Raw genomic sequence first — 18,400 nt, forward strand, 5'->3', positions numbered from 1 at the left:
CGCGAAAGCTCCTCGGTACTCATACGCAACACCGCCATGCTCAATACCTCCGAACAGCCGGAGGGCACGGTAGCCCAAGTGAGACATCTCTACTTTGCGCAACTGTGACATTTGAACGTTGCTGCTACAATATTTAAGTCCGATAATATATATTATGTTAAATACGAGCTGTGTCGGTCGGGCGGTTAAGGCTCCAACACCATCTCACCTTCTTCAACTCGCCAACTTTTCAGGCGCGATAAAAAGTTCATACCTAGCACATTCGTTTTTCCGAATGCCGGTGACACCACTACAGGCAGATCATCCATTTTTATGGGGCCGACCTGCATAGAAGAAACCATAGATCGCGCCGCTTGCACTTGGCCATTTGCAGTCTCAATTGTGACCGGAATTCGACGAGTGTCCATCTGTAACCCCGATGCAGTGGCTGCCGCTCCTGACAAGGCGGTAAATGTCGCGCCGCTGTCGATCAGAAATCGGGTTGGTGCACCGTCCACCGTGCCGTCTACCCAATAGTGGCCGTCCTCGGCCAAAGCTACGCGCAGAGCATTGCCATCCGCATTTTGCCGCGGTCTTCCCAGTATATCTCCGCTTACGCGGTGGGCGATGGAAGCAATTCCGTTCCGATAGCTGACTATGGTTAATATTATGGCAAACACCGCGACCCACGCCGCAGCCATGCCGATGGCCGAACGCCATGCTATGCGCCTGTATAGTAGCGAAGAACCCACCAACACCAGCACGGCAAGATACCATATGATGCTCGCTGCGTCGGTTGGTCCGTCCATCATAAAGTTACCATCATGCCATCAAAGGCCGGCTCGACGTTGTCCGGGAGCGTTTTGCGCAGAGCCGAATAGTCCATGCTGTTGTCCATATGGGTGAGGATCGCCCTGCCCGGCTTTACCGACCCAATCGCTGCTAACGTCTGCGCAAGATGTGGGTGTGTGGGATGCGGACGCTGTCTCAAGGCATCGACAACCCAAACATCCAGACCATCATATAGACTCAGCATATCAGTCGTGACTTCATGAAAATCAGTGGCATAGCCAATGGATCTATTTCGATGCGTAAAGCGAAACCCGGTGGAGAAAATCGATCCGTGGGGCTGGTCGACGCAGCGAATCTGAATGTCGCCGATCGTCAGGGCATCAGGCAAAATCTGCCCATCAATCGTAGAAGGATATCCGTCCCGGCCTTCAAACGCATAGCCGAACCGCATTTTCAGCAGATTCAAAGTGGGCCGGCGTGCAAAGCCGAGGATTGGGGATCCGGCATGGTGGAACAGCTGGCGGACATCATCGATGCCATGGCAGTGATCGGCGTGATCATGCGTCCACAGGATCGCATCGATATGGACGACACCCGCCGCCAGTAATTGGGCGCGCATGTCTGGCGAGGTATCCACGAGAATACGTGTGGTAGGGCTCTCGACGAGAATTGACACTCGGGTGCGCGCATTTTTGGGTTCCAGCGGATCGCAATCGCCCCAATCGTTTCCGATGCGCGGAACGCCGGAAGAGGTGCCGCACCCAAGGATAGTGACCTTGAATGTCACGAAGCGGTCTTGGCGAACAGCTTCCTGAAGTTCGCTGTGGTATTGGCTTCGAGCTCTTCGATAGTTTCCCTGCGCAGATTGGCGAGGAAGCGTGCCGTGTCCGCGACATAGCCCGGCTCACACGGCTTACCGCGATGCGGCACGGGAGCGAGAAACGGGCTGTCCGTTTCGATCAGAATGCGATCGGCAGGGAGGCGTTTGGCCGTCTCTTGCAAATCCTTGGCGTTGCGAAAAGTGACAATGCCGGAAATGCTGATGTAGAAGCCGATCTCCATCGCAGCATCGGCGAACGCACCGCTCGCGGTGAAGCAGTGAATGACGCCGGGGAAAGCCCCCTTCCCCATTTCATCGCGCAAGATCGCCAAGGTGTCATCCTCTGCATCGCGGGTATGGACGATCAGGGGGAGTTGCGTTTCCCTGGCGGCGGCGATGTGGGCACGGAAGGATGTCTGTTGCCGGTCGCGATCGCTGTGGTCGTAATAGTAATCGAGGCCGGTCTCACCGATCCCGACGATCCGCGGATGGGCCGCGCGATCGACGAGCTTGGCTGTGTCGATATGCGGATGTTCGTCTGCTTCATGGGGATGGATTCCGACCGTTGCCCAGACATCGGGTTCCCGTATCGCGGTTGCCAGAACGGCGTCCCATTCGCTCTCTCGGGTAGCGATGTTGAGTATTAACTCGACACCTGAAAGTCTTGCGCGCTCCAGCACGGCCGCCTGATCTTCGACCAAGCCTTTGTAATTCAAGTGGCAATGACTATCGATCAGCATGGGTCAGGCATCCGCTTCGGTCAGTTCGAGGCGGGGAAATAGCGGATTGGGCGGCGAAAGGACAAAGCCGCTGTCTACCAGTGGGCCGTACCATGACGATCCGATATCCTGAATAAGTCGACACGTAAAACCTATTCCCATCTGATCGAGCAGCGCGTCGGACGAGGTGGGAATAACGGGTCGGATCATGAGGGCGAGGTTCCCGATGGCTTCGTAAAGCGTTGCCAGCACGGCGATCATCCGGTCAGGATCGGTCTTCCGCAAGGCCCAAGGCGCCTGCGCGTCGATATACTGGTTGCAGGCGAAGACGGCGCGCATCCAGGTTTCGATGGCTTGTGAGGGTGCCAGATCGCTCATCGCGGCAACGAAATCGTTGGTTGCGGTGCCGATCAAGGCGCGCAATTCATCGTCGGCGGCAGCAGCGGTTCCGCCATGTGGTAGCTTGCCTTCAAGGTTTTTGGCTATAAAGCTGAGAGTGCGCTGCGCCAGATTGCCGAAGCTGTTGGCGAGATCACTATTTGCCCTTTGTACAATGGCTTCTGCGCTATAGCTGCCATCATTTCCGAACGTTACTTCGGATAACAGGAAGTACCGCAACTGATCGACGCCGAAGCGCTCGGCAAGCGCGATGGGGTCGGCGACATTGCCCACGGACTTGGACATCTTTTCCCCGCGATTGAGCAGGAACCCATGTCCGAAAACATGCTTGGGCAACGTCAACTTCGCACTCATCAGGAAAGCTGGCCAGTAAACAGCATGAAATCGAACGATATCCTTCCCGATTATGTGGATGATATCGCCGGTATCGGCCCAATATCGGGCCATACGTTCGCTATCGTCGGGATAGCCACAGCCGGTCAGGTAGTTGGTCAGTGCGTCGACCCACACATACATGACATGGCCATCGCTGCCCGGCACCTTTACCCCCCAGTCAAAGCTGGTTCGGGAAATGCTCAGATCGGAAAGGCCACCTTCCACGAAACGCATGATTTCGTTGTGGCGGCTGTCCGGACGGATGAAGTCAGGTTGTGCCGCATAAAGATCCAGCAAAGGCTGTTCATATTTGGAGAGCTTGAAGAACCAGCTTTCTTCCACCGTCCATTCGACAGGCGTGCCTTGCGGAGAAAGCTTAGCCCCCTCCCCGCCTTCAATCAGTTCCTTCTCGTCATAAAAGGCTTCGTCGCGGACGGAGTACCAGCCTTCGTAGCGGCCCAGATACAGGTCGCCATTGGCTTCCATCGCCTTCCACAAGGCTTGGCTTGCGGCGTGGTGATCGGGCTCGCTCGTTCGAATAAACCGATCATAACTAATCTTAAGAATGTCATCCATCTGTTTGAAATAGGATGCCATCTCATCGGCAAGCTCGCGTGGTGTTATACCCCGCGCCCGCGCCGCTTGGTCCATTTTCAAGCCATGTTCGTCAGTGCCGGTCTGGAAGAATACGTCGCGCCCCATCATCCGCTGAAAGCGTGCGATAGCGTCCGTGGCGATCGCTTCATAAGCGTGCCCGATATGCGGCCTTCCGTTGGGGTAACTGATCGCGGTCGTGATGGTAAAAGGCTTGGACATAAGCTCGCTTCAAATGGCGTTAGGCCGCTTCTCTAGCGGCTGTCGAACGTCAGGCAAAGGCGATTTGTCGACAGTCAGACGGCGCGACGCAGGGAAGCAAGCGTTGCCACATGGCTGCATAGTTCAAAAACGACCGTTGCGGGGTCCAGCGATAATATCACCGCGCCCGATGCAAGATGCTTTGCCTGCTCCCAAGTTGTCAGCGTAGATTTGAGCGTAGACCCTTCCGCACACTTGGCCGACGCGGCCAGAAACGCCGGTGCGCGTTCAAGGAAAGCCTCATATCGTGGACGAGCCGCTTTTGTCGCCAACCGTCTGGATATATCGAGCCGCAATTTGTTGGTCGGATCGCCGCTCGCAGCAATCGCTAACAAGGTTTGCTCGATGTCACCCAGATCGAGGCCGGCATAACCCAAAGCGCGACCGGGCGACCCTGCCCCGGCAAGAACGAGCGCCGCCAGTTCATCGGGTGATATGTCGGGCTTATGCCGGCGCACGACGACCTGCATCGCTTCGTCGTCCAGCGACTGGAAGCGCAGCATACGGCATCTGGATCGAATGGTCGGCAGCAAGCGCGAAGGGGCATGAGACACGAGAAGGAACAGCGTGCCGACCGGCGGTTCTTCAAGATTTTTCAGGAGCGCGTTCGCAGCGCTGCGTTCCAGGTCGTCGGCACTGTCGATCACTATGATCCGGCGGTCGGACAAGGACGGGACTTTATTCAGCAATCGCTGCAGGCCGCGCACCTGATCCACGCTGATGTTTCTCGCCAGATCGCCATTATCCTTTTCCAACCGGGAAAGTTCAGCATAATCCGGATGCGTCCCCGCATCGAACAAACAGGCATTGGATTCGGTTGGAGGAAGATCGAAGCCATCTCCGGCTTTCAATGCACCTGCAGCTTCGGCAAGCAATCGTCGCGCGGCCATACGCGCAAAGGTCGCCTTCCCTACCCCGCGTGGTCCGGCGAGTATCCAGCCATGATGCATTCGTCCGCCACGCGCGGCTTCGAGCAGGGTGCGGACCTGCATATCCTGACCCAAAAGTGACGTCATGGCAGCATATCGCTTAATGCGTCGAGCAACTGCGCAGTCACATCGGGTGCAGTGCCGCTGGCGTCCACAATCCGAAAGCGATCAGGTTCGTTCTGCGCAAATCGTGCGAAGGCAGATGCCACCTTGCGGTGGTAGCTTCGATCCCGTCCGCCGATCCGATCCACGTCATTGCCGTCCCGCACCGCTGTGCGAGCCTCTGCAATGTCTTCGGGCAGGGTCAGTATCAGCGTTCGGTCCGGCAGATAGCCATCGCTGCCGATACGATGCAGTGTCAGAATATCGGCATCTTCCAAACCGCTCGCGCCGCCCTGATAGGCCCGGCTGCTGTCGAGAAACCGGTCGGCAATGACCCATTCACCGCGGTCCACCGCAGGCTTGATGATACGGGCCACATGATCGGCGCGCGCTGCCGCAAACAACAGTGCCTCTGCGCGCGGTGTCCAGCGGTCGGCATTTCCGGTGAGCAACAAAGCCCGTATAGCCTCCGCTCCGGGGCTGCCGCCCGGCTCGCGCGTTTCCAGCACCGTTGCGCCGCGCGCTCGCAGCGCGGCGGCAAGCGCCTTGACTTGCGTCGATTTGCCGGCGCCTTCACCACCTTCCAGCGTGATGAAACGGCCCTTCGTTGTCATCCGATTATGCCCATCACCCGAAGAATGACATCAATCCGTTCCATAGACGTCCGAAGATTCCGGCTTCCGCCACAGCTTCGGCGGCTACCAGCGGCATCGTCTGCGCTCCGGTATCGGGGGTAGTGACGACCAGTTGCGCGATCTGCTGCCCCTTTGCGATCGGTGCCTTGATCGGGCCGGTATAGACGACCTTGACTTGCATCTTGCTGGTCGCGGTGCTGGGCATCGTTACCGCCAGATTGCGGGGAGCGACCAGACCGACTGTACGCGCGCTGCCAAGCTGCACGTCGGCCGTTTCCACCAGCGCGCCCTTCTTGAACAATGGCTGCGCCCGCCAAGCCTTGAAACCCCAGTCCATGAACCGCACCGATTCTTCGACACGGCCGTTGAAGCTATCGAGGCCAGCCACGACCATTACGAGGCGACGGCCATTTTGTTCGGCCGACCCGGTAAAGCCATAGCCTGCTTCCTCGGTGTGCCCGGTCTTGAGACCGTCGGCTCCGGGTATACGACCAAGTATGGGGTTGCGGTTCGCTTGCGTAATTGCGCTTCCGCCCATCGTCTTGCCCCATGTGAATGACGGGGTGTCGTAAAATTTCTTGTAGAGGTCGGGCGTTTCCTGAACGGTTGCCGCTGCCAACGTCGCCAGATCGCGCGCCGTGACATAGGTAACACCTTCATCGGGCCAGCCATTGCTGTTCCCGAAATGGCTGTTCTTCAGCCCCATACGCGCCGCTTCCTGATTCATGGCGGCGGCAAAGGCTTGCTCGGTTCCCGAAATGCCTTCCGCCAGCACGACGCAGGCGTCATTGCCGGAAAGCGTCACGATGCCGTGCAGCAGGTTTTCTACGGAAACCTGCTCTCCCACCGAAAGGAACATGGTGGAGCCTGCAGCGGGGCCATGCCACTTCTTCCACGTTTCGGGGCGGACAGTGAACTTCGTGTCGAGCTTCAACTGGCCCTGTTGGATCAGACGGAACGCGACATGCACGGTCATCATCTTCGCCATCGACGCAGGTGGCATTCGCTTATCTGCGTCCTTGTCGAACAGGATAGCGCCTGACGACAAATCCTGCATGAACGCGATGGGCGCTGCACTGGTATAGGGAGGCGCTTCGGCAGCAAGGGGCTGCGCCAGAAGCGGCAGGAGCAGAGCGGCGGCAAAGGTTTTTTTCATCTGGACTCTCGAAAATTCGGACCCGCCATTTCAACGCGATGGCGTTATGGATATATCGTCATTAGCCACAATGGCAGCATCGCGGAACCCCTTCGATGCGGCATATGTTACACCGGCGCGCGCATCTTCGACACGACGATAGGGTCCGAAGTATACCCGCCAGACGCGATCGGTCAGCGACATTCTTGCGCCCGTTCTGGCGGCAAGCGATTCGGCCCGATCCTTGTCCGAAAAGGCGGCGATTTGAACAGTGTATAAGCCATTGTTCGGAAGCGTGCGCGCGGTCTCCAGGCTGGCCGTTTTTATCGGAACGGAAAGGCGGTTGCGTAAATCTGCCAGAGTCCGGCCAGATATGGCACGGCGTTCGGCGACTCTTCGTCCGGAACGCAGGATTGCGCGCTCAGCCTCCGGTGGCGATACGCGCTTGATACGGACCGGTGCGGCACCCTGGCCGAGCAGTCCCAATTGGTCCGCCGCACCGCGCGAGAGATCTATCTCACGCGCCTGAGTGAATGGGCCGCGATCGTTTACCCGCAACACTATCGTTCGCCCCGTCGTCAATGCGGTGACTTCCACATAACTGGGCAACGGCAAAGTGCGATGCGCGGCGGTTATACCGGAGGGATCGAAGCGCTCGCCATTAGCGGTGCGATTGCCGCTCAGTTCTTCGCCATACCAGCTTGCATATCCGACGGCTTCATAGTTTGGCATGTCCGCCGGGATGTAGGTGACGCCGCCCACTGTATAAGGCGCACCTATCTTGACGGGGAGATCGGAGACCGCCTTTCGGTCGTTGCGGGATTGACCGGCACGGAAATTCCCGTCGCGTGTGCCGTCAACCATGCCGCAGGAGCCTAGAAACAGCAGCAACGCCCCGGATATACCGAGATGACTAACCCGCCACTGCATCCGCCAACAATCCGACCGACAAAGCATAGAAATTCGAACAGTTGTAATCGAGGATCACGCGGTAGTTGCCGGTGAGCAGATAGGCCGTCTGTCCGGGGCCGTCCGGTTCGATCAATGTCGCCAGATCGCTGTCTGCCAGCCGTGTCGACCCCGTTAGCGTGATGCCGCGACTGCGCCATTCCGCCATGGTGAGCCAGCGGCTGTGCCGTTCCATGACGCGGGGGCATCGGGCCGCGTTGGTCCGGCTTGCGATACTCGACCTGTCGAACCCGGTGGGGACGGCAACTGCGACGCCCCACGGGGTGCCCTTGCGCCAGCCCGCATCGACGAAATAATTGGCGATGGACGCCAGCGCGTCCGCTTCGCTCGACCATATATTTGCGCGACCGTCACCGTCGCCATCCTTCGCCACGCGCAGATAGACCGAGGGCAGGAACTGGGGATAGCCTGTGGCCCCTGCCCAACTGCCCACCAATTGCGAGCGAGGGACGCCATTGTCGAGCATTTTGAGCGTCGCAAGGAACTCCGGTTCGAACAGAGCGCGTCGACGCCCTTCATGCGCCAGAGTAGCGAGCGACCGGAGCAAGTCGAAGTCACCGGTATAAGAGCCATAGTTCGTTTCATGGCCGTAGATCGCGACCATGATCGCTTCGGGAACGCCGGTTTCGCGCTCGATCCGCGACAGCCTCGCGCGATTGTTCTGATAGGCGACACGGCCACGGTTGATCCGCGCCGAATCGACATGCTGCCGACGGTAGGGTTCGAAAGCAGGAATTGGCGAGTCTGTGCTCCCGCCCGGTTGCGACTGATCCAGTTGCACCACGCGAGGATTGGACGTCAGTGTCGGGAAGACGCTGTTCATCGTTGCTTCGCTGATCCCCATGACCCGAGCCTTTGGACGAAGGCTGGCAAGATAGGATTGAAACCCGTCATCGGTTTGCGCCACGGCAGGTGGCGCAAGGGCGTTTCCGGGCCACATTGCGCTGGCGAGCAGAGCGACGGCGAGTACCGCGGATCGTGTCATGTGCGTTCCCCTTATTCGCTGAAGCCGATTGTCGCATAGATGGACGGGCGCGTGAATCCCTTTATTTTCATGTTTCCTTCGGCTCATCGAAAGATTTGCCTTGGATTTGCGCGGCGGGGCGATAATGAAGCCGCCAACGGACAGGTGGCCGAGTGGTTTAAGGCAGCGGTCTTGAAAACCGCCGAGGGTGCAAGCTCTCCGTGGGTTCGAATCCCACCCTGTCCGCCAATCCCCTCTTTTTAAGTAATTTTTTGGGCGCTTAAACGCCCAAGAAAGTCACGTATTTCAAGTAGGTTATTGCCCGTTCCGTAAATTTTTGGGTCTTTAAGCGTCGGAGAAAGTTGTTTCCTTTTTTGCCGAAACCGGGGAATAACCGGGGAATGAAATCGGCGAAAAGGACATCCGATGAGGCTGACCAAGAAGGATATCGAACGGGCCAATCAGCGTCGCAAATATAGCGACGGTCGCGGCCTGTTCTTATCAGTTAGCAAAAATGGCCGGAAGAGTTGGGCCTTCTGCTACACGATGAACGGCAAAGCGCGCGAAATGGGCTTAGGCTCAGTCGACTTCATGACTATCGACCAAGCGCGAGATAGAGCCGTGCAGTTACGGCTTATGGTTAAGGCGGGCGCAGACCCGATGGAGGATCGTGACCGCGCACGAGCCGCTATAGTTCGGGCCAAGGCCAGCGGGACAAGCTTTCGTGACGTAGCCGAAAGCCTCATTAAGAAAATGAAATCGGGCTGGAGCAAAAACGGTAAAAGTGAGGCGTCTTGGCGCGGCTCATTCGAAAACCACGTTTACCCCGTTTTGGGTGACCGGGATGTCACACGCATTGACCGCTATGCTGTCCGCGATGCGCTACTACCTATATGGCATAAGGTGCCAGTGACGGCGAAACGCCTCATCCCGCGTATCGAAGAAGTTTTTGATCATGCGATTTTGGAAGGCTGGCTTGTCGGGGAAAATCCTGCTGAGCGTCGGATGATTCGCAAGATGCTGCCTCCCGAAAAGAAGGAGCAAAAGCATCAAAAAGCGCTTCCTTACAGCAAGATGCAGCCATTCATGAAGAAACTGCGCGAGTATCGGATATCAAGTCCCAACGAACTAGCGCCCCAAGCCTTGGAGTTTTGCATCCTCACATGCGTTCGCACTGGCGACGTCATCGGTGCGACGTGGGATGAAATCGATCTAGAGGCAAAGCTGTGGTCTATCCCAATCAGTCGAATGAAAGCCGGTAGGCAGAAGCCGACCGATAGAGATCATATCGTGCCACTCTCCGATCAGGCCATTGCCATTTTGAAAGCGGTAGTGCGGGAAGAAGGGAACCCTTATGTATTCCCCTCCCCCCGGAACGCTGGCGAAGGGATCAGCAACATGACGATGCTCGACTTCCTAAAGGACAAAATGGGCCTTGCTGGGGAAGCGACGGTTCACGGTTTCCGGTCTAGTTTCCGCGATTGGGCCTCCGAGGAAACCGACCATGATTCCAATGCGGCGGAAATGGCATTGGCTCACACCATCCCCAACAAGGTTGAGGCTGCATATCGGCGCGGCTCCTTGCTCGAAAAACGCAAAGCCCTGATGCAAGATTGGGCGGATTACTGTGAGATGGAAATTACATCCCCGAACGACGGCGAATTAGCGTGACGATGCCCCCATGGAAATCGGAAAACTTGCGCGATCAGCAGGATTTGGCGCGTTTCGTTATCGATATATTGGACAAATCTGCCGAGTTGGATTTGGCCACTACCGATGAACACCGCGAGTTCAATGTTCGGATGACCAAATATTTCGAGCTTAAGGAAGAAGGCCTCAGGTTCGGCGTTAAAGCTCGACCGCCATATCAGCACCCAAAGAACGCGCCGGGCAGGCCAAAGGATGCGACAACGGATTTCGACAGGGCGGCGTCGGATGTTCCTCACATTCGGGCGATCTTCAAAACCTTCTGGAATAAACGAAATCGCACCATGCGTCCGCTTGCTGAGGAAATCGCTGCCGAAAGATGGGGTCTTTCGCAGGAGGAAACAGTGCGACTAATCGATAAGTTTCGGCGGAAATCCTGACTTTCGCAACGAATTCGGGGTAATTAGCTGCGACCTCCTTCCTCGCGGAAGCGTCGTTATGCGTATTTAACGCTCCCAAGCCTGCGATGGCGAAAGGAGACATATAAATGCACGAGACAAGCCCAGTCACCGAACGACGCTCCCGTCCCCCAGCTATCATCATACGCCCGAGAGACGTCATGGCTTTGCTGTGCGTTTCGCGGCACGGCTTGAGCCGAATGATGCAGGACGAGGGTTTTCCCATGCCCATCAAGCTCGGGCCTCGTTCCCTCGGGTATCTGAAACGTGAGGTCGATGCATGGCTGGAAGCCCGCATGGCCGCACGATCCTGAGCTGCGATTGTGAACGCTGATCTCCAATCGCGGATCGTGGTCCTTCGTCAACTCGACGACGACGGGTTCCGGGTTCACTTATCGCCTGCCCAAGCTGGCGGTGATTATGCACGCGACTTCGCCACGAAAGATGCTGGGTTCGGCTATGCGCGGACCCTTTGGCAGACGTTTCGATGCGGCTTCTTGGACCTGAGCGATCCATCCATTCAGCGTGGAAATAGATAGATCGATTTTATTCGAACGACCTGTTCGGTTTGAATCGATAGCCGCGCCTTATTCGTTTCGAAGGAGACGAACTATGAACGTATTTGTAAAGACTGACGTTGCCACTGCTGAGGCGCGTGTCGATTGGCGTAAGCTAAAGGATTATGTCGCGATATGCCCGTGGCTACCGAATATTCCGGAAGGCACAAGAACGCGGCAATTTAGCGTTGCTCTCGACTTTCCGCTGTTCTGTATCTTCGGTGATCTGATCGTGGATTATACGATCCGGCACGCGAGCAGCATTGTCGGCAAGATCAAGCAGGTCATGGAAGCTACCCCTTCCGCTGATCAAATTTCTATCGTGTCGTTGGCTAACGGCAGTACCTTCACACAGCCGACCGCTGACCTCGATCTGGCGTCCGGTTATGTCGGCGGGCAATTCGTCCGCTCTGTGATGACATTCGACGTTCGCAACTACCGGGACCGCGCTGAACGGGCTGTGGCTGATCTGCCTGTCGTGATCGGGGGCGACGATGCTTGAACCCCAAGAAGAAACCCCTGCGCCGGTCGAAACCGCCGCAGGGGTCAATAGGAGTTTGAAGCCCGATCCTTCTGCGGCTGATCCGATTCAGAAGGAACAGCGCGACGGCTCATGGTCAGATGATAATCCTGACCGACCCATATGGGATCGGGGAACCACCCTAATCAGCACCTTCGACTATGATCATGCTGATGGCACATACGCTTATTCAAAGTTCAAGGGACGGCGCGCCGATGGCGAAAAGGCATTCCTCACTGGCAGGCGCTTTTCTGGGGGAATGGGCGATCTGGACCTTGAGCTGAAAGACCCACAGAACGATTTCTATCGGTTTGAGGGGCTGGAACATGTCCGCAAAGGCAAGGGTGAAGAACCCGACTTGCCTTACCGCCTTCACGGGGTGACGCGAGAAATGGCGGCGCGTCCCGAAGAGCCGCTGATCATTGCCGAAGGCGAGAAGGATGCAGATACGCTCTGGGATCATGGCTTTATAGCCACGACTAACCCTGACGGGGCTATGAAATGGCGCTCTTCCTTCAACGAACATTTCGTTGGTCGCAATATCGTGGTCATCGCGGATAACGATGACATCGGAAAGCAACATGCCGCATTGGTTGCTAGGTCTCTGCGTTCGGTCGCAGGATCGGTCAAAATCGTCGATCTGCCGGGGTTAGCGCTACACGGTGATTTTACTGATTGGATCGTTGCCGGCCATACGCGGAGCGAGTTTCTTGCGCTGATCAATCAAACTGCTGCGCGGGCCAATCGTCGCAATGATAGCGCCGACACCGATCAGGTAAGCCAAGTCACGATGGCTAACGAATGGGCAGAACAATGCGGGGCTGGTCGTCGATATGAACATACCCGCGGCCAGTGGATGCGCGTGGACAGCGCGGGCATTTGGCGCGCCGATGAATGCCGAGCCACGTTCAATGAAATTGGTCGCGTGGTGCATGAGATCGGCGGGGGCGCTTCGCGATACTCATGTTCTGGCTTCATTAGCGGCACCGAGAACATAGCCCGAAGCCTTCCCGCCATCGCCGTTACACATAAGCACTTCGACACCGATAAGATGCTGTTGGGAACCCCCAGCGGCCCGGTCGATCTACGGACAGGGAAACTGCATTCCCCGGACCCAGAGCTGCTGATCAGTAAAAGCACTTCGGTGTCCCCGGCCAGCGGCACGCCCGCGAAATGGCTAGAGTTTCTTATGCAATCGACTGGCGACGACAATCTGATGGTCGAGTATCTGCAGATTGTGCTGGGCTATATGCTGACAGGCCTGACCATCGAGCAAGCCCTGTTTTTCATTTATGGCGATGGAGGCAACGGTAAAGGCGTTTTCATAAATACCGCGCGCCGAATTATCGGGGATTATGCCACGACCTCCGCGATGGAGACCTTTACCGCATCTCGTAACGATCAACACCCAACCGGACTTGCGATGCTCAATGGCGCGCGAATGGTCACCGCTAGTGAAACTGAGCAGGGAAGACCTTGGGCCGAGAGCCGGATCAAGCAACTGACCGGGAGCGATGAGATCAGCGCCCGGTACATGCGACAAGACTTCTTCAGCTTCGTGCCTGAATTTAAACTGCTCATCATCGGCAACTTTCACCCTGTTTTGCATACGGTGGATGACGCGATGAAGCGTCGCTTCAATATCATTCCTTTCACGCGCAAGCCCTCCGCAGTGAACCGAAAGCTTGAGGAGGAGCTTGAACCAGAGTTTCCCCAAATCTTGCGTTGGATGATTGACGGATGCCTCAAGTGGCAGGCCGATGGCCTTCCCCGTCCGCAAGCCGTGGCTGAGGCCACCGATGATTATTTTCAGGATCAGGATATCTTCGGGCAGTGGCTGGAAGAGTATTGCGAACGAGGCGAGGCATTCAACGCGGTCACTAATGATCTTTTCCACAATTGGTCTTTGTTCGCGGACGACGCGAAAGAGGACGCTGGTTCAACTAAGAGCTTTGGCGGAATGATGACAAAGCGTGGCTTCGCGCCCGGTCGTCATACTGGTGGCCAACGGCTCCGATATTGGAAAGGCCTGCGCCTCCAGACAGTTGTCGATCCGATCACTGGCTTTGAGTCCGTGAAATCACCGAGAAATCATGGCGGGAGGGCGATGTGAGAAGCGCCTTGGACCGTGATCCGGACGAGCATAACTCAATGAACTCTTGGGATTATTTCGGGAAACCGGGCTTAGTCGTCCGGATACGTCCGGAAAAACCCTTATTCGGTTATCCCGCGCCCGCGCCCGCCCGCGCGGGAGAGCGTTATAGGGGATTACCCGGACGTATCCGGACGTATCCCGTCAGAAACACGAATTATACCCATATTTTCCGTAACTTAACTGCCGTCCGGATCGACACTTCATCCGGCCGTGGCAACTCTAACGCAATTAGGAGCCTTGCATGACCGATCACCTAGACGCTTTACCCGACGCGCTCGCAAAATACTTGGCTTCAAATCCCAGTATGACCCCCCGCGACTTCAAGGGTAAAGGCTTTCACGCATTCAGACCCTTCGATCCACGCGCCTTTAATGCCAATGAGGTGCCTTGGGATAGGTTGGATCGGGAAGCGGTGCGCAAGCTGGCCATTCGCGAAAAGGCGCGCTTCCTTCCCCACAACGTCCGGCAGGCGGCGGCGCGCGATCCTGGCCTGATCTTCAACGAGCGCACGCGATCATATGAGTTAGCGCCCGGCACACCCCTGCACCCATCCCCGCCCACAGGCCACGATGATCTAAGGGGTACCGGGCATTGAAAAGTCTCGAAGGCCACACATTCCGGACCGGCGGCAACCCCGAACTCATATGCAAACACCGAAATTCGGAGATAATCCCATGATCGCTAACCCCCAAAAAGCTCGCGCTCCACGGCGTAAGCGAGCCGACAGTACCGATGCGGCTGTCCGCGACGTGCAGGCTGCGGCAATGGTCATTGAGCCGCCCGCCGATATGAAGTTGACCAACCGGCAGCGTGAGATTTTCGGCGAAGTGATCGATGAAGTTCCGAAAAGCGAATGGACGCTGCACGCGGTTCGCGTAGCCGCCGTTATGGCACGGGAGATAGATACGGTCGAAACACAGCAGATGCTTCTCATCGAAGAGGGTCATGTAATTACCGCTGCCAACGGCAATCCGGTCAAGAACCCCCGCGCGGGTCTAGTTGCTGATCTCATGCGATCTATTCTGGCAACCCGCCGATCCCTTTCGCTGACCGCACGCGCAAAAGCCGGAAACGACAACCGCACCCTAGGCCAGCGGCGGGCGATCCAGTTAGGCAACGAAGGCCTGCTCGACATCGACGATGACGAAGGCCTGTTGAACCGCCCTTCGCCGACCTTCCTCCAACCGTACAGATAGGGAGTCCAGTTATGACCCTCGAAGAAGAAAGCGCCTCCCTTCGGATCATCGCCCAATGCCGCGACTTCAATCTGCGTTTAGCGGAGCAACAGGCGCTACAAGGCTTCCGGCTGGATGACGTAGCCATCGGATCGGTAGAAACGTCCTTCGCGCTGGGGTTGTCGCTGAGAGGCGAAGCCCACGCAGCAATTTCGTGGATGCGCGACGTTCTCGACGTTATGGAAGATGCGCTGGCGGCGAAAGCTACGGTTCAGTGACCCTCCCCCGCGCCTTATGTATGCCCGTCATGGCGATGGCGCGCCCTCGCCGACCACAATCGGAAGCAGACGCTGTGCGGGAAGCGGCGCAACTTGTGCGACAGGATATGCCCGATGCTTCAATTCCCGCCGTAGCGGAGGAGATCGCAATACGGGTTGTGGCTGAGTTGATAGAAGAAATAGATATCACGAATGACGATCCGTTCGCCACAGCGCTGGACGCTATAAGGCAGTCCTTGGTTAAATCGCCTATCCGGCAATTAGCGACCTGCCCTTATATCGACACGATGGCTGTCTATCGCAATCTATGGGGCCGGAAAGTGAGTTCAATAGCTGGTCGAATTCTATCATTGACTGAACAGGCGCAAATGCGGACTGCAACCAAAATGGAGATACGGTTAAAGCTGCATGGCCGCTATTTACGGTGCCTACGTGAACACCGCTAGTATCAGATTTTCGAAGAGTTGATCGAAAATCCCGGTTCTATCAATTAACTAGACCATCCCAGATTATCGTGAAATATTAGCAGGTAGCAAGTAGGGGGGAATATGGCGCTACAGGACAAAATCGACGAGCGGCGCAAAGAAATTCGAACTGATGGATATCCTATTTCTATAGGCGAGTGGGTGTCGCTATACGAGAATAAGGAACTGGATATTCATCCCGAATTTCAGCGTTTTTTTCGGTGGTCAGATGCACAGAAAACTGCGCTGATTGAGTCCATACTACTTGGGATACCTATACCTTCGATATTTGTCAGCCAACGTCCAAACGGTGTTTGGGATGTTGTTGACGGTTTGCAGAGATTATCTACCATTTTTCAGTTTATGGGGATACTGCGCAATGAAAATGGCGACATAATAAAGCCGTTAATATTGGACGCCACAAAGTATCTTCCGCAACTTTCAGGTGTAGCTTGGGACGCTAATGGCGCGGTTCAACTTCCACCAGAGTCAAAACTGATAATTAAGCGTTCAAAGATTAATGCATCGATTATACTGCGTGAGAGCGATGAATCTGCCAAGTATGATTTGTTTCAACGATTAAATACTGGCGGTAGCCAAGCTTCCGATCAGGAAGTTAGAAACTGTATAATGGTAATGATCAGACCGGAATTCTTCCGGTGGATCAAAAATTTAGCAGAAGATCAAAATTTCAGTGACGCTATTGCGCTGAGTGATCGACCCATCCAAGAATCCTATGATCTAGAGTTGACGCTACGGTTCCTAATTTTCAGTTTCATGGACGATGCTGATCTTAATTCGGTGGGAGATGTCGGACTTTTCCTTAGTGAACGGATGAGGGAGCTGATCGACAAGCCCCAAGATCAACTCGAGCCGTTGGGAAAGGCCTTCCGCGAGACTTTTCGATTGCTCAATGACACGATGTCCGACACTCCTTTTAAACGATACAATAAAGAAAAAGACCGCTTCATGGGCGGTTTTCTAATCTCGCAGTTTGAAGTTGTAGCCTGCGGAATTGGTTGGAACTTGGCCGCTGGCAATAGTCCCACAGATATTTCAAATAAGGTCGCGGCGCTCTGGTCTAACAAAGACTACACGGACTGGCAGGGATCGGGAATCACGGCCGCAAGAAGATTGCCAAGATTGATTCCCCTCGGTCGAAACCTTTTTGAAGCTTAGAAAGTGAGAACATTAGACGATCTAAATGCGCGGCTTTCGGAAGAGCGAATTTGGAGAATCAAAGAATGTTCATTAATCCTTGACCTTGCAGGCAGAGCCGGAGTTCGAACTGCCGAACGCGATGCTTACCTTAGGTCAGGTGCGGTGATAATATACTCGCATTGGGAAGGTTTTATAAAAAGGGCAGCCACTTACTATTTGCGGTATTTAAGCTATCAGCAAGTCCCTTTGGAAAATATGGCTCCATTTTTGCTAAGCCTTTTTTTGCGCCAGCAAATAGGAGACATTGGTAGTTCGGTTAAATACGAAAAAATTGGGAGAACCTTACTTACCCAGCCGGGCTTTCGACCAAAACTCGCATATAAGAACCAAATCGACACAGGATCAAATTTATCTTCCAAAATATTTCAAAGTATTTGTAGAAAAATCGGAATTTCCGATGTGAATTTTCTAACTGACATGCACCTTATCGATGATCCATTGTTAAAAAATAGAAATGCAATTGCTCATGGTGAGAGAATGATTGATTTGGACTTGGCAACTCTCTCTATAACAAAAGAACTTGTTATATCATTTATAAGCATGTTTAAAGATGAAATTGAAAATGCCGCTACAGGACGGATTTATACAACTTAGATCACTTTATATTATAAATATATATTCAATTTTGCTTGAGAAGTCATCACCTTTTACATTGCCATAAGGGTTACTCTTATGAAGATCACTATAAAGCGCACAATTATCTTTGCAATTTTAGCAACTTTTGTACCTGCGCCATTATCTGCAGAAAGTTGGTTGTGCATTGCGGACATGGCTACAGGGTTTAAGTATGACATCGCCTCCAAAAGATGGCAAAATGCTCGATTCAACGCTAGTGAGCAACGCTTGATAATCAAACCGTCAACGAATCCAGCCTGGCAGTATGTAGTCGTCGAATTTGGAAAGCCAGAGGGCTTTCCCGAAGCAACATGCAAACAACTACCTAATAAGTATGGATTTCTTTTCTGTGATGGCATCTTTGGTGATTTTAAATTTAATACGCTAAACTTACGATATATTCGTAGTTACTTGGCAGGGTACGTTGAAATTACTCCGAACAATAGGCTGTCTGAAGAAGGAGGCGATACCCCGAATATAGAAATAGGAAAATGCTCTCAGCTCTAACCCGTCTTATTCACCGTGCTTAGTTAGAAGGGTTGGCGGGAGTGGCCTAAGCAGTTGCTTTATAGTAGGAAAATGGGTGTCGAAGCCAATCCTGCAACGAGGCAAAAAATGCCACAAGCCACACCCGCCG

General features: G+C 54.9%; 21 protein-coding genes and 1 tRNA gene. 13 read left to right on the forward strand and 9 right to left on the reverse strand.

Features of this window, described 5'->3' with window-relative positions; translation table 11 throughout:
- Window positions 1-185: 185 nt before the first annotated feature.
- The 9 genes from QMG56_RS21670 to QMG56_RS21710 all read right to left on the reverse strand — a co-directional run bounded on the left by QMG56_RS21670 (window position 186) and on the right by QMG56_RS21710 (window position 8,649).
- Entirely contained in the window at window positions 186-791 is a 606-nt protein-coding gene (locus QMG56_RS21670; protein WP_281824850.1) for a TIGR02281 family clan AA aspartic protease, read from the reverse strand.
- A complete protein-coding gene (locus tag QMG56_RS21675; protein WP_281824852.1) occupies window positions 788-1,558 on the reverse strand; it encodes an MBL fold metallo-hydrolase in 771 nt (256 codons plus the stop codon). The genes QMG56_RS21670 and QMG56_RS21675 overlap by 4 nt, the downstream gene beginning before the upstream one ends.
- Window positions 1,555-2,331, reverse strand: a complete 777-nt coding sequence (locus tag QMG56_RS21680) for a TatD family hydrolase (RefSeq protein WP_281824854.1) — start codon at window positions 2,329-2,331, stop codon at window positions 1,555-1,557. The genes QMG56_RS21675 and QMG56_RS21680 overlap by 4 nt, the downstream gene beginning before the upstream one ends.
- Window positions 2,332-2,334: 3 nt before the next feature.
- Window positions 2,335-3,900, reverse strand: a complete 1,566-nt coding sequence (gene metG, locus QMG56_RS21685; protein ID WP_281824855.1) for a methionine--tRNA ligase — start codon at window positions 3,898-3,900, stop codon at window positions 2,335-2,337.
- Window positions 3,901-3,974: 74 nt separating this feature from the next.
- Window positions 3,975-4,955, reverse strand: coding sequence for an AAA family ATPase (locus tag QMG56_RS21690; RefSeq protein WP_281824857.1), 981 nt, complete (start codon window positions 4,953-4,955; stop codon window positions 3,975-3,977).
- A complete protein-coding gene (tmk, locus tag QMG56_RS21695; protein WP_230189679.1) occupies window positions 4,952-5,584 on the reverse strand; it encodes a dTMP kinase in 633 nt (210 codons plus the stop codon). Before tmk ends, QMG56_RS21690 begins: the two co-directional genes overlap by 4 nt.
- A gap of 13 nt (window positions 5,585-5,597) precedes the next feature.
- The gene (locus QMG56_RS21700; RefSeq protein WP_230189680.1) at window positions 5,598-6,761 is read right to left on the reverse strand and encodes a D-alanyl-D-alanine carboxypeptidase family protein; all 1,164 of its coding nucleotides are present in this window, start codon (window positions 6,759-6,761) and stop codon (window positions 5,598-5,600) included.
- A 30-nt stretch (window positions 6,762-6,791) separates the two neighbouring features.
- Complete coding sequence (locus QMG56_RS21705; RefSeq protein WP_281824859.1) at window positions 6,792-7,604, reverse strand: SPOR domain-containing protein; 813 nt, start codon at window positions 7,602-7,604, stop codon at window positions 6,792-6,794.
- Between the two features lie 49 nt (window positions 7,605-7,653).
- On the reverse strand, window positions 7,654-8,649 hold the full coding sequence (locus QMG56_RS21710; RefSeq protein WP_281824880.1) for a lytic transglycosylase domain-containing protein: 996 nt from the start codon (window positions 8,647-8,649) through the stop codon (window positions 7,654-7,656).
- A 183-nt stretch (window positions 8,650-8,832) separates the two neighbouring features.
- Between QMG56_RS21710 and QMG56_RS21715 the strand changes: the two genes are divergently transcribed.
- The 13 genes from QMG56_RS21715 to QMG56_RS21770 all read left to right on the forward strand — a co-directional run bounded on the left by QMG56_RS21715 (window position 8,833) and on the right by QMG56_RS21770 (window position 18,270).
- Window positions 8,833-8,922 (forward strand) — tRNA-Ser (locus tag QMG56_RS21715).
- A gap of 177 nt (window positions 8,923-9,099) precedes the next feature.
- Window positions 9,100-10,344 (forward strand): site-specific integrase, encoded by a 1,245-nt coding sequence (locus tag QMG56_RS21720; RefSeq protein WP_281824861.1) that lies wholly within the window; start codon window positions 9,100-9,102, stop codon window positions 10,342-10,344.
- Window positions 10,341-10,760, forward strand: a complete 420-nt coding sequence (locus QMG56_RS21725) for a hypothetical protein (RefSeq protein ID WP_281824863.1) — start codon at window positions 10,341-10,343, stop codon at window positions 10,758-10,760. Before QMG56_RS21720 ends, QMG56_RS21725 begins: the two co-directional genes overlap by 4 nt.
- Before the next feature lie 107 nt (window positions 10,761-10,867).
- Complete coding sequence (locus QMG56_RS23580) at window positions 10,868-11,092, forward strand: AlpA family transcriptional regulator (protein WP_375713749.1); 225 nt, start codon at window positions 10,868-10,870, stop codon at window positions 11,090-11,092.
- A gap of 298 nt (window positions 11,093-11,390) precedes the next feature.
- Window positions 11,391-11,837 carry a hypothetical protein gene (locus tag QMG56_RS21730; protein ID WP_281824865.1) on the forward strand — a complete coding sequence of 149 codons (447 nt, stop codon included), beginning with the start codon at window positions 11,391-11,393 and terminating at the stop codon, window positions 11,835-11,837.
- Window positions 11,830-13,968 carry a phage/plasmid primase, P4 family gene (locus tag QMG56_RS21735; RefSeq protein WP_281824867.1) on the forward strand — a complete coding sequence of 713 codons (2,139 nt, stop codon included), beginning with the start codon at window positions 11,830-11,832 and terminating at the stop codon, window positions 13,966-13,968. The genes QMG56_RS21730 and QMG56_RS21735 overlap by 8 nt, the downstream gene beginning before the upstream one ends.
- Window positions 13,969-14,251: 283 nt before the next feature.
- Complete coding sequence (locus QMG56_RS21740) at window positions 14,252-14,605, forward strand: hypothetical protein (protein WP_281824869.1); 354 nt, start codon at window positions 14,252-14,254, stop codon at window positions 14,603-14,605.
- A 79-nt stretch (window positions 14,606-14,684) separates the two neighbouring features.
- Window positions 14,685-15,206: a hypothetical protein gene (locus tag QMG56_RS21745; protein ID WP_281824870.1), complete on the forward strand. Its 522-nt coding sequence runs from the start codon at window positions 14,685-14,687 to the stop codon at window positions 15,204-15,206.
- Between the two features lie 11 nt (window positions 15,207-15,217).
- On the forward strand, window positions 15,218-15,463 hold the full coding sequence (locus QMG56_RS21750; RefSeq protein ID WP_281824872.1) for a hypothetical protein: 246 nt from the start codon (window positions 15,218-15,220) through the stop codon (window positions 15,461-15,463).
- Entirely contained in the window at window positions 15,460-15,909 is a 450-nt protein-coding gene (locus QMG56_RS21755; RefSeq protein WP_281824873.1) for a hypothetical protein, read from the forward strand. The genes QMG56_RS21750 and QMG56_RS21755 overlap by 4 nt, the downstream gene beginning before the upstream one ends.
- A gap of 102 nt (window positions 15,910-16,011) precedes the next feature.
- On the forward strand, window positions 16,012-17,106 hold the full coding sequence (locus QMG56_RS21760; RefSeq protein ID WP_281824875.1) for a DUF262 domain-containing protein: 1,095 nt from the start codon (window positions 16,012-16,014) through the stop codon (window positions 17,104-17,106).
- 3 nt (window positions 17,107-17,109) lie between these two features.
- The gene (locus QMG56_RS21765) at window positions 17,110-17,742 is read left to right on the forward strand and encodes an MAE_28990/MAE_18760 family HEPN-like nuclease (protein ID WP_281824876.1); all 633 of its coding nucleotides are present in this window, start codon (window positions 17,110-17,112) and stop codon (window positions 17,740-17,742) included.
- 78 nt (window positions 17,743-17,820) lie between these two features.
- On the forward strand, window positions 17,821-18,270 hold the full coding sequence (locus tag QMG56_RS21770; protein ID WP_281824878.1) for a hypothetical protein: 450 nt from the start codon (window positions 17,821-17,823) through the stop codon (window positions 18,268-18,270).
- Window positions 18,271-18,400: the final 130 nt, after the last annotated feature.

This window comes from Sphingobium sp. BS19 (genome assembly GCF_027925545.1).
Taxonomy (GTDB): Bacteria; Pseudomonadota; Alphaproteobacteria; order Sphingomonadales; family Sphingomonadaceae; genus Sphingobium.

What these genes read in the sequence shown, in the direction of transcription:
- QMG56_RS21670 (WP_281824850.1), bottom strand. Translation starts at nt 791, where the DNA reads ATGATGGACGGACCAACCGACGCAGCGAGCATCATATGGTATCTTGCC.
- QMG56_RS21680 (WP_281824854.1), bottom strand. Translation starts at nt 2,331, where the DNA reads ATGCTGATCGATAGTCATTGCCACTTGAATTACAAAGGCTTGGTCGAA.
- metG (WP_281824855.1), bottom strand. Translation starts at nt 3,900, where the DNA reads ATGTCCAAGCCTTTTACCATCACGACCGCGATCAGTTACCCCAACGGA.
- QMG56_RS21690 (WP_281824857.1), bottom strand. Translation starts at nt 4,955, where the DNA reads ATGACGTCACTTTTGGGTCAGGATATGCAGGTCCGCACCCTGCTCGAA.
- tmk (WP_230189679.1), bottom strand. Translation starts at nt 5,584, where the DNA reads ATGACAACGAAGGGCCGTTTCATCACGCTGGAAGGTGGTGAAGGCGCC.
- QMG56_RS21700 (WP_230189680.1), bottom strand. Translation starts at nt 6,761, where the DNA reads ATGAAAAAAACCTTTGCCGCCGCTCTGCTCCTGCCGCTTCTGGCGCAG.
- QMG56_RS21705 (WP_281824859.1), bottom strand. Translation starts at nt 7,604, where the DNA reads ATGGTTGACGGCACACGCGACGGGAATTTCCGTGCCGGTCAATCCCGC.
- QMG56_RS21710 (WP_281824880.1), bottom strand. Translation starts at nt 8,649, where the DNA reads ATGTGGCCCGGAAACGCCCTTGCGCCACCTGCCGTGGCGCAAACCGAT.
- QMG56_RS21720 (WP_281824861.1), top strand. Translation starts at nt 9,100, where the DNA reads ATGAGGCTGACCAAGAAGGATATCGAACGGGCCAATCAGCGTCGCAAA.
- QMG56_RS23580 (WP_375713749.1), top strand. Translation starts at nt 10,868, where the DNA reads ATGCACGAGACAAGCCCAGTCACCGAACGACGCTCCCGTCCCCCAGCT.
- QMG56_RS21730 (WP_281824865.1), top strand. Translation starts at nt 11,391, where the DNA reads ATGAACGTATTTGTAAAGACTGACGTTGCCACTGCTGAGGCGCGTGTC.
- QMG56_RS21735 (WP_281824867.1), top strand. Translation starts at nt 11,830, where the DNA reads ATGCTTGAACCCCAAGAAGAAACCCCTGCGCCGGTCGAAACCGCCGCA.
- QMG56_RS21740 (WP_281824869.1), top strand. Translation starts at nt 14,252, where the DNA reads ATGACCGATCACCTAGACGCTTTACCCGACGCGCTCGCAAAATACTTG.
- QMG56_RS21745 (WP_281824870.1), top strand. Translation starts at nt 14,685, where the DNA reads ATGATCGCTAACCCCCAAAAAGCTCGCGCTCCACGGCGTAAGCGAGCC.
- QMG56_RS21750 (WP_281824872.1), top strand. Translation starts at nt 15,218, where the DNA reads ATGACCCTCGAAGAAGAAAGCGCCTCCCTTCGGATCATCGCCCAATGC.
- QMG56_RS21760 (WP_281824875.1), top strand. Translation starts at nt 16,012, where the DNA reads ATGGCGCTACAGGACAAAATCGACGAGCGGCGCAAAGAAATTCGAACT.
- QMG56_RS21770 (WP_281824878.1), top strand. Translation starts at nt 17,821, where the DNA reads ATGAAGATCACTATAAAGCGCACAATTATCTTTGCAATTTTAGCAACT.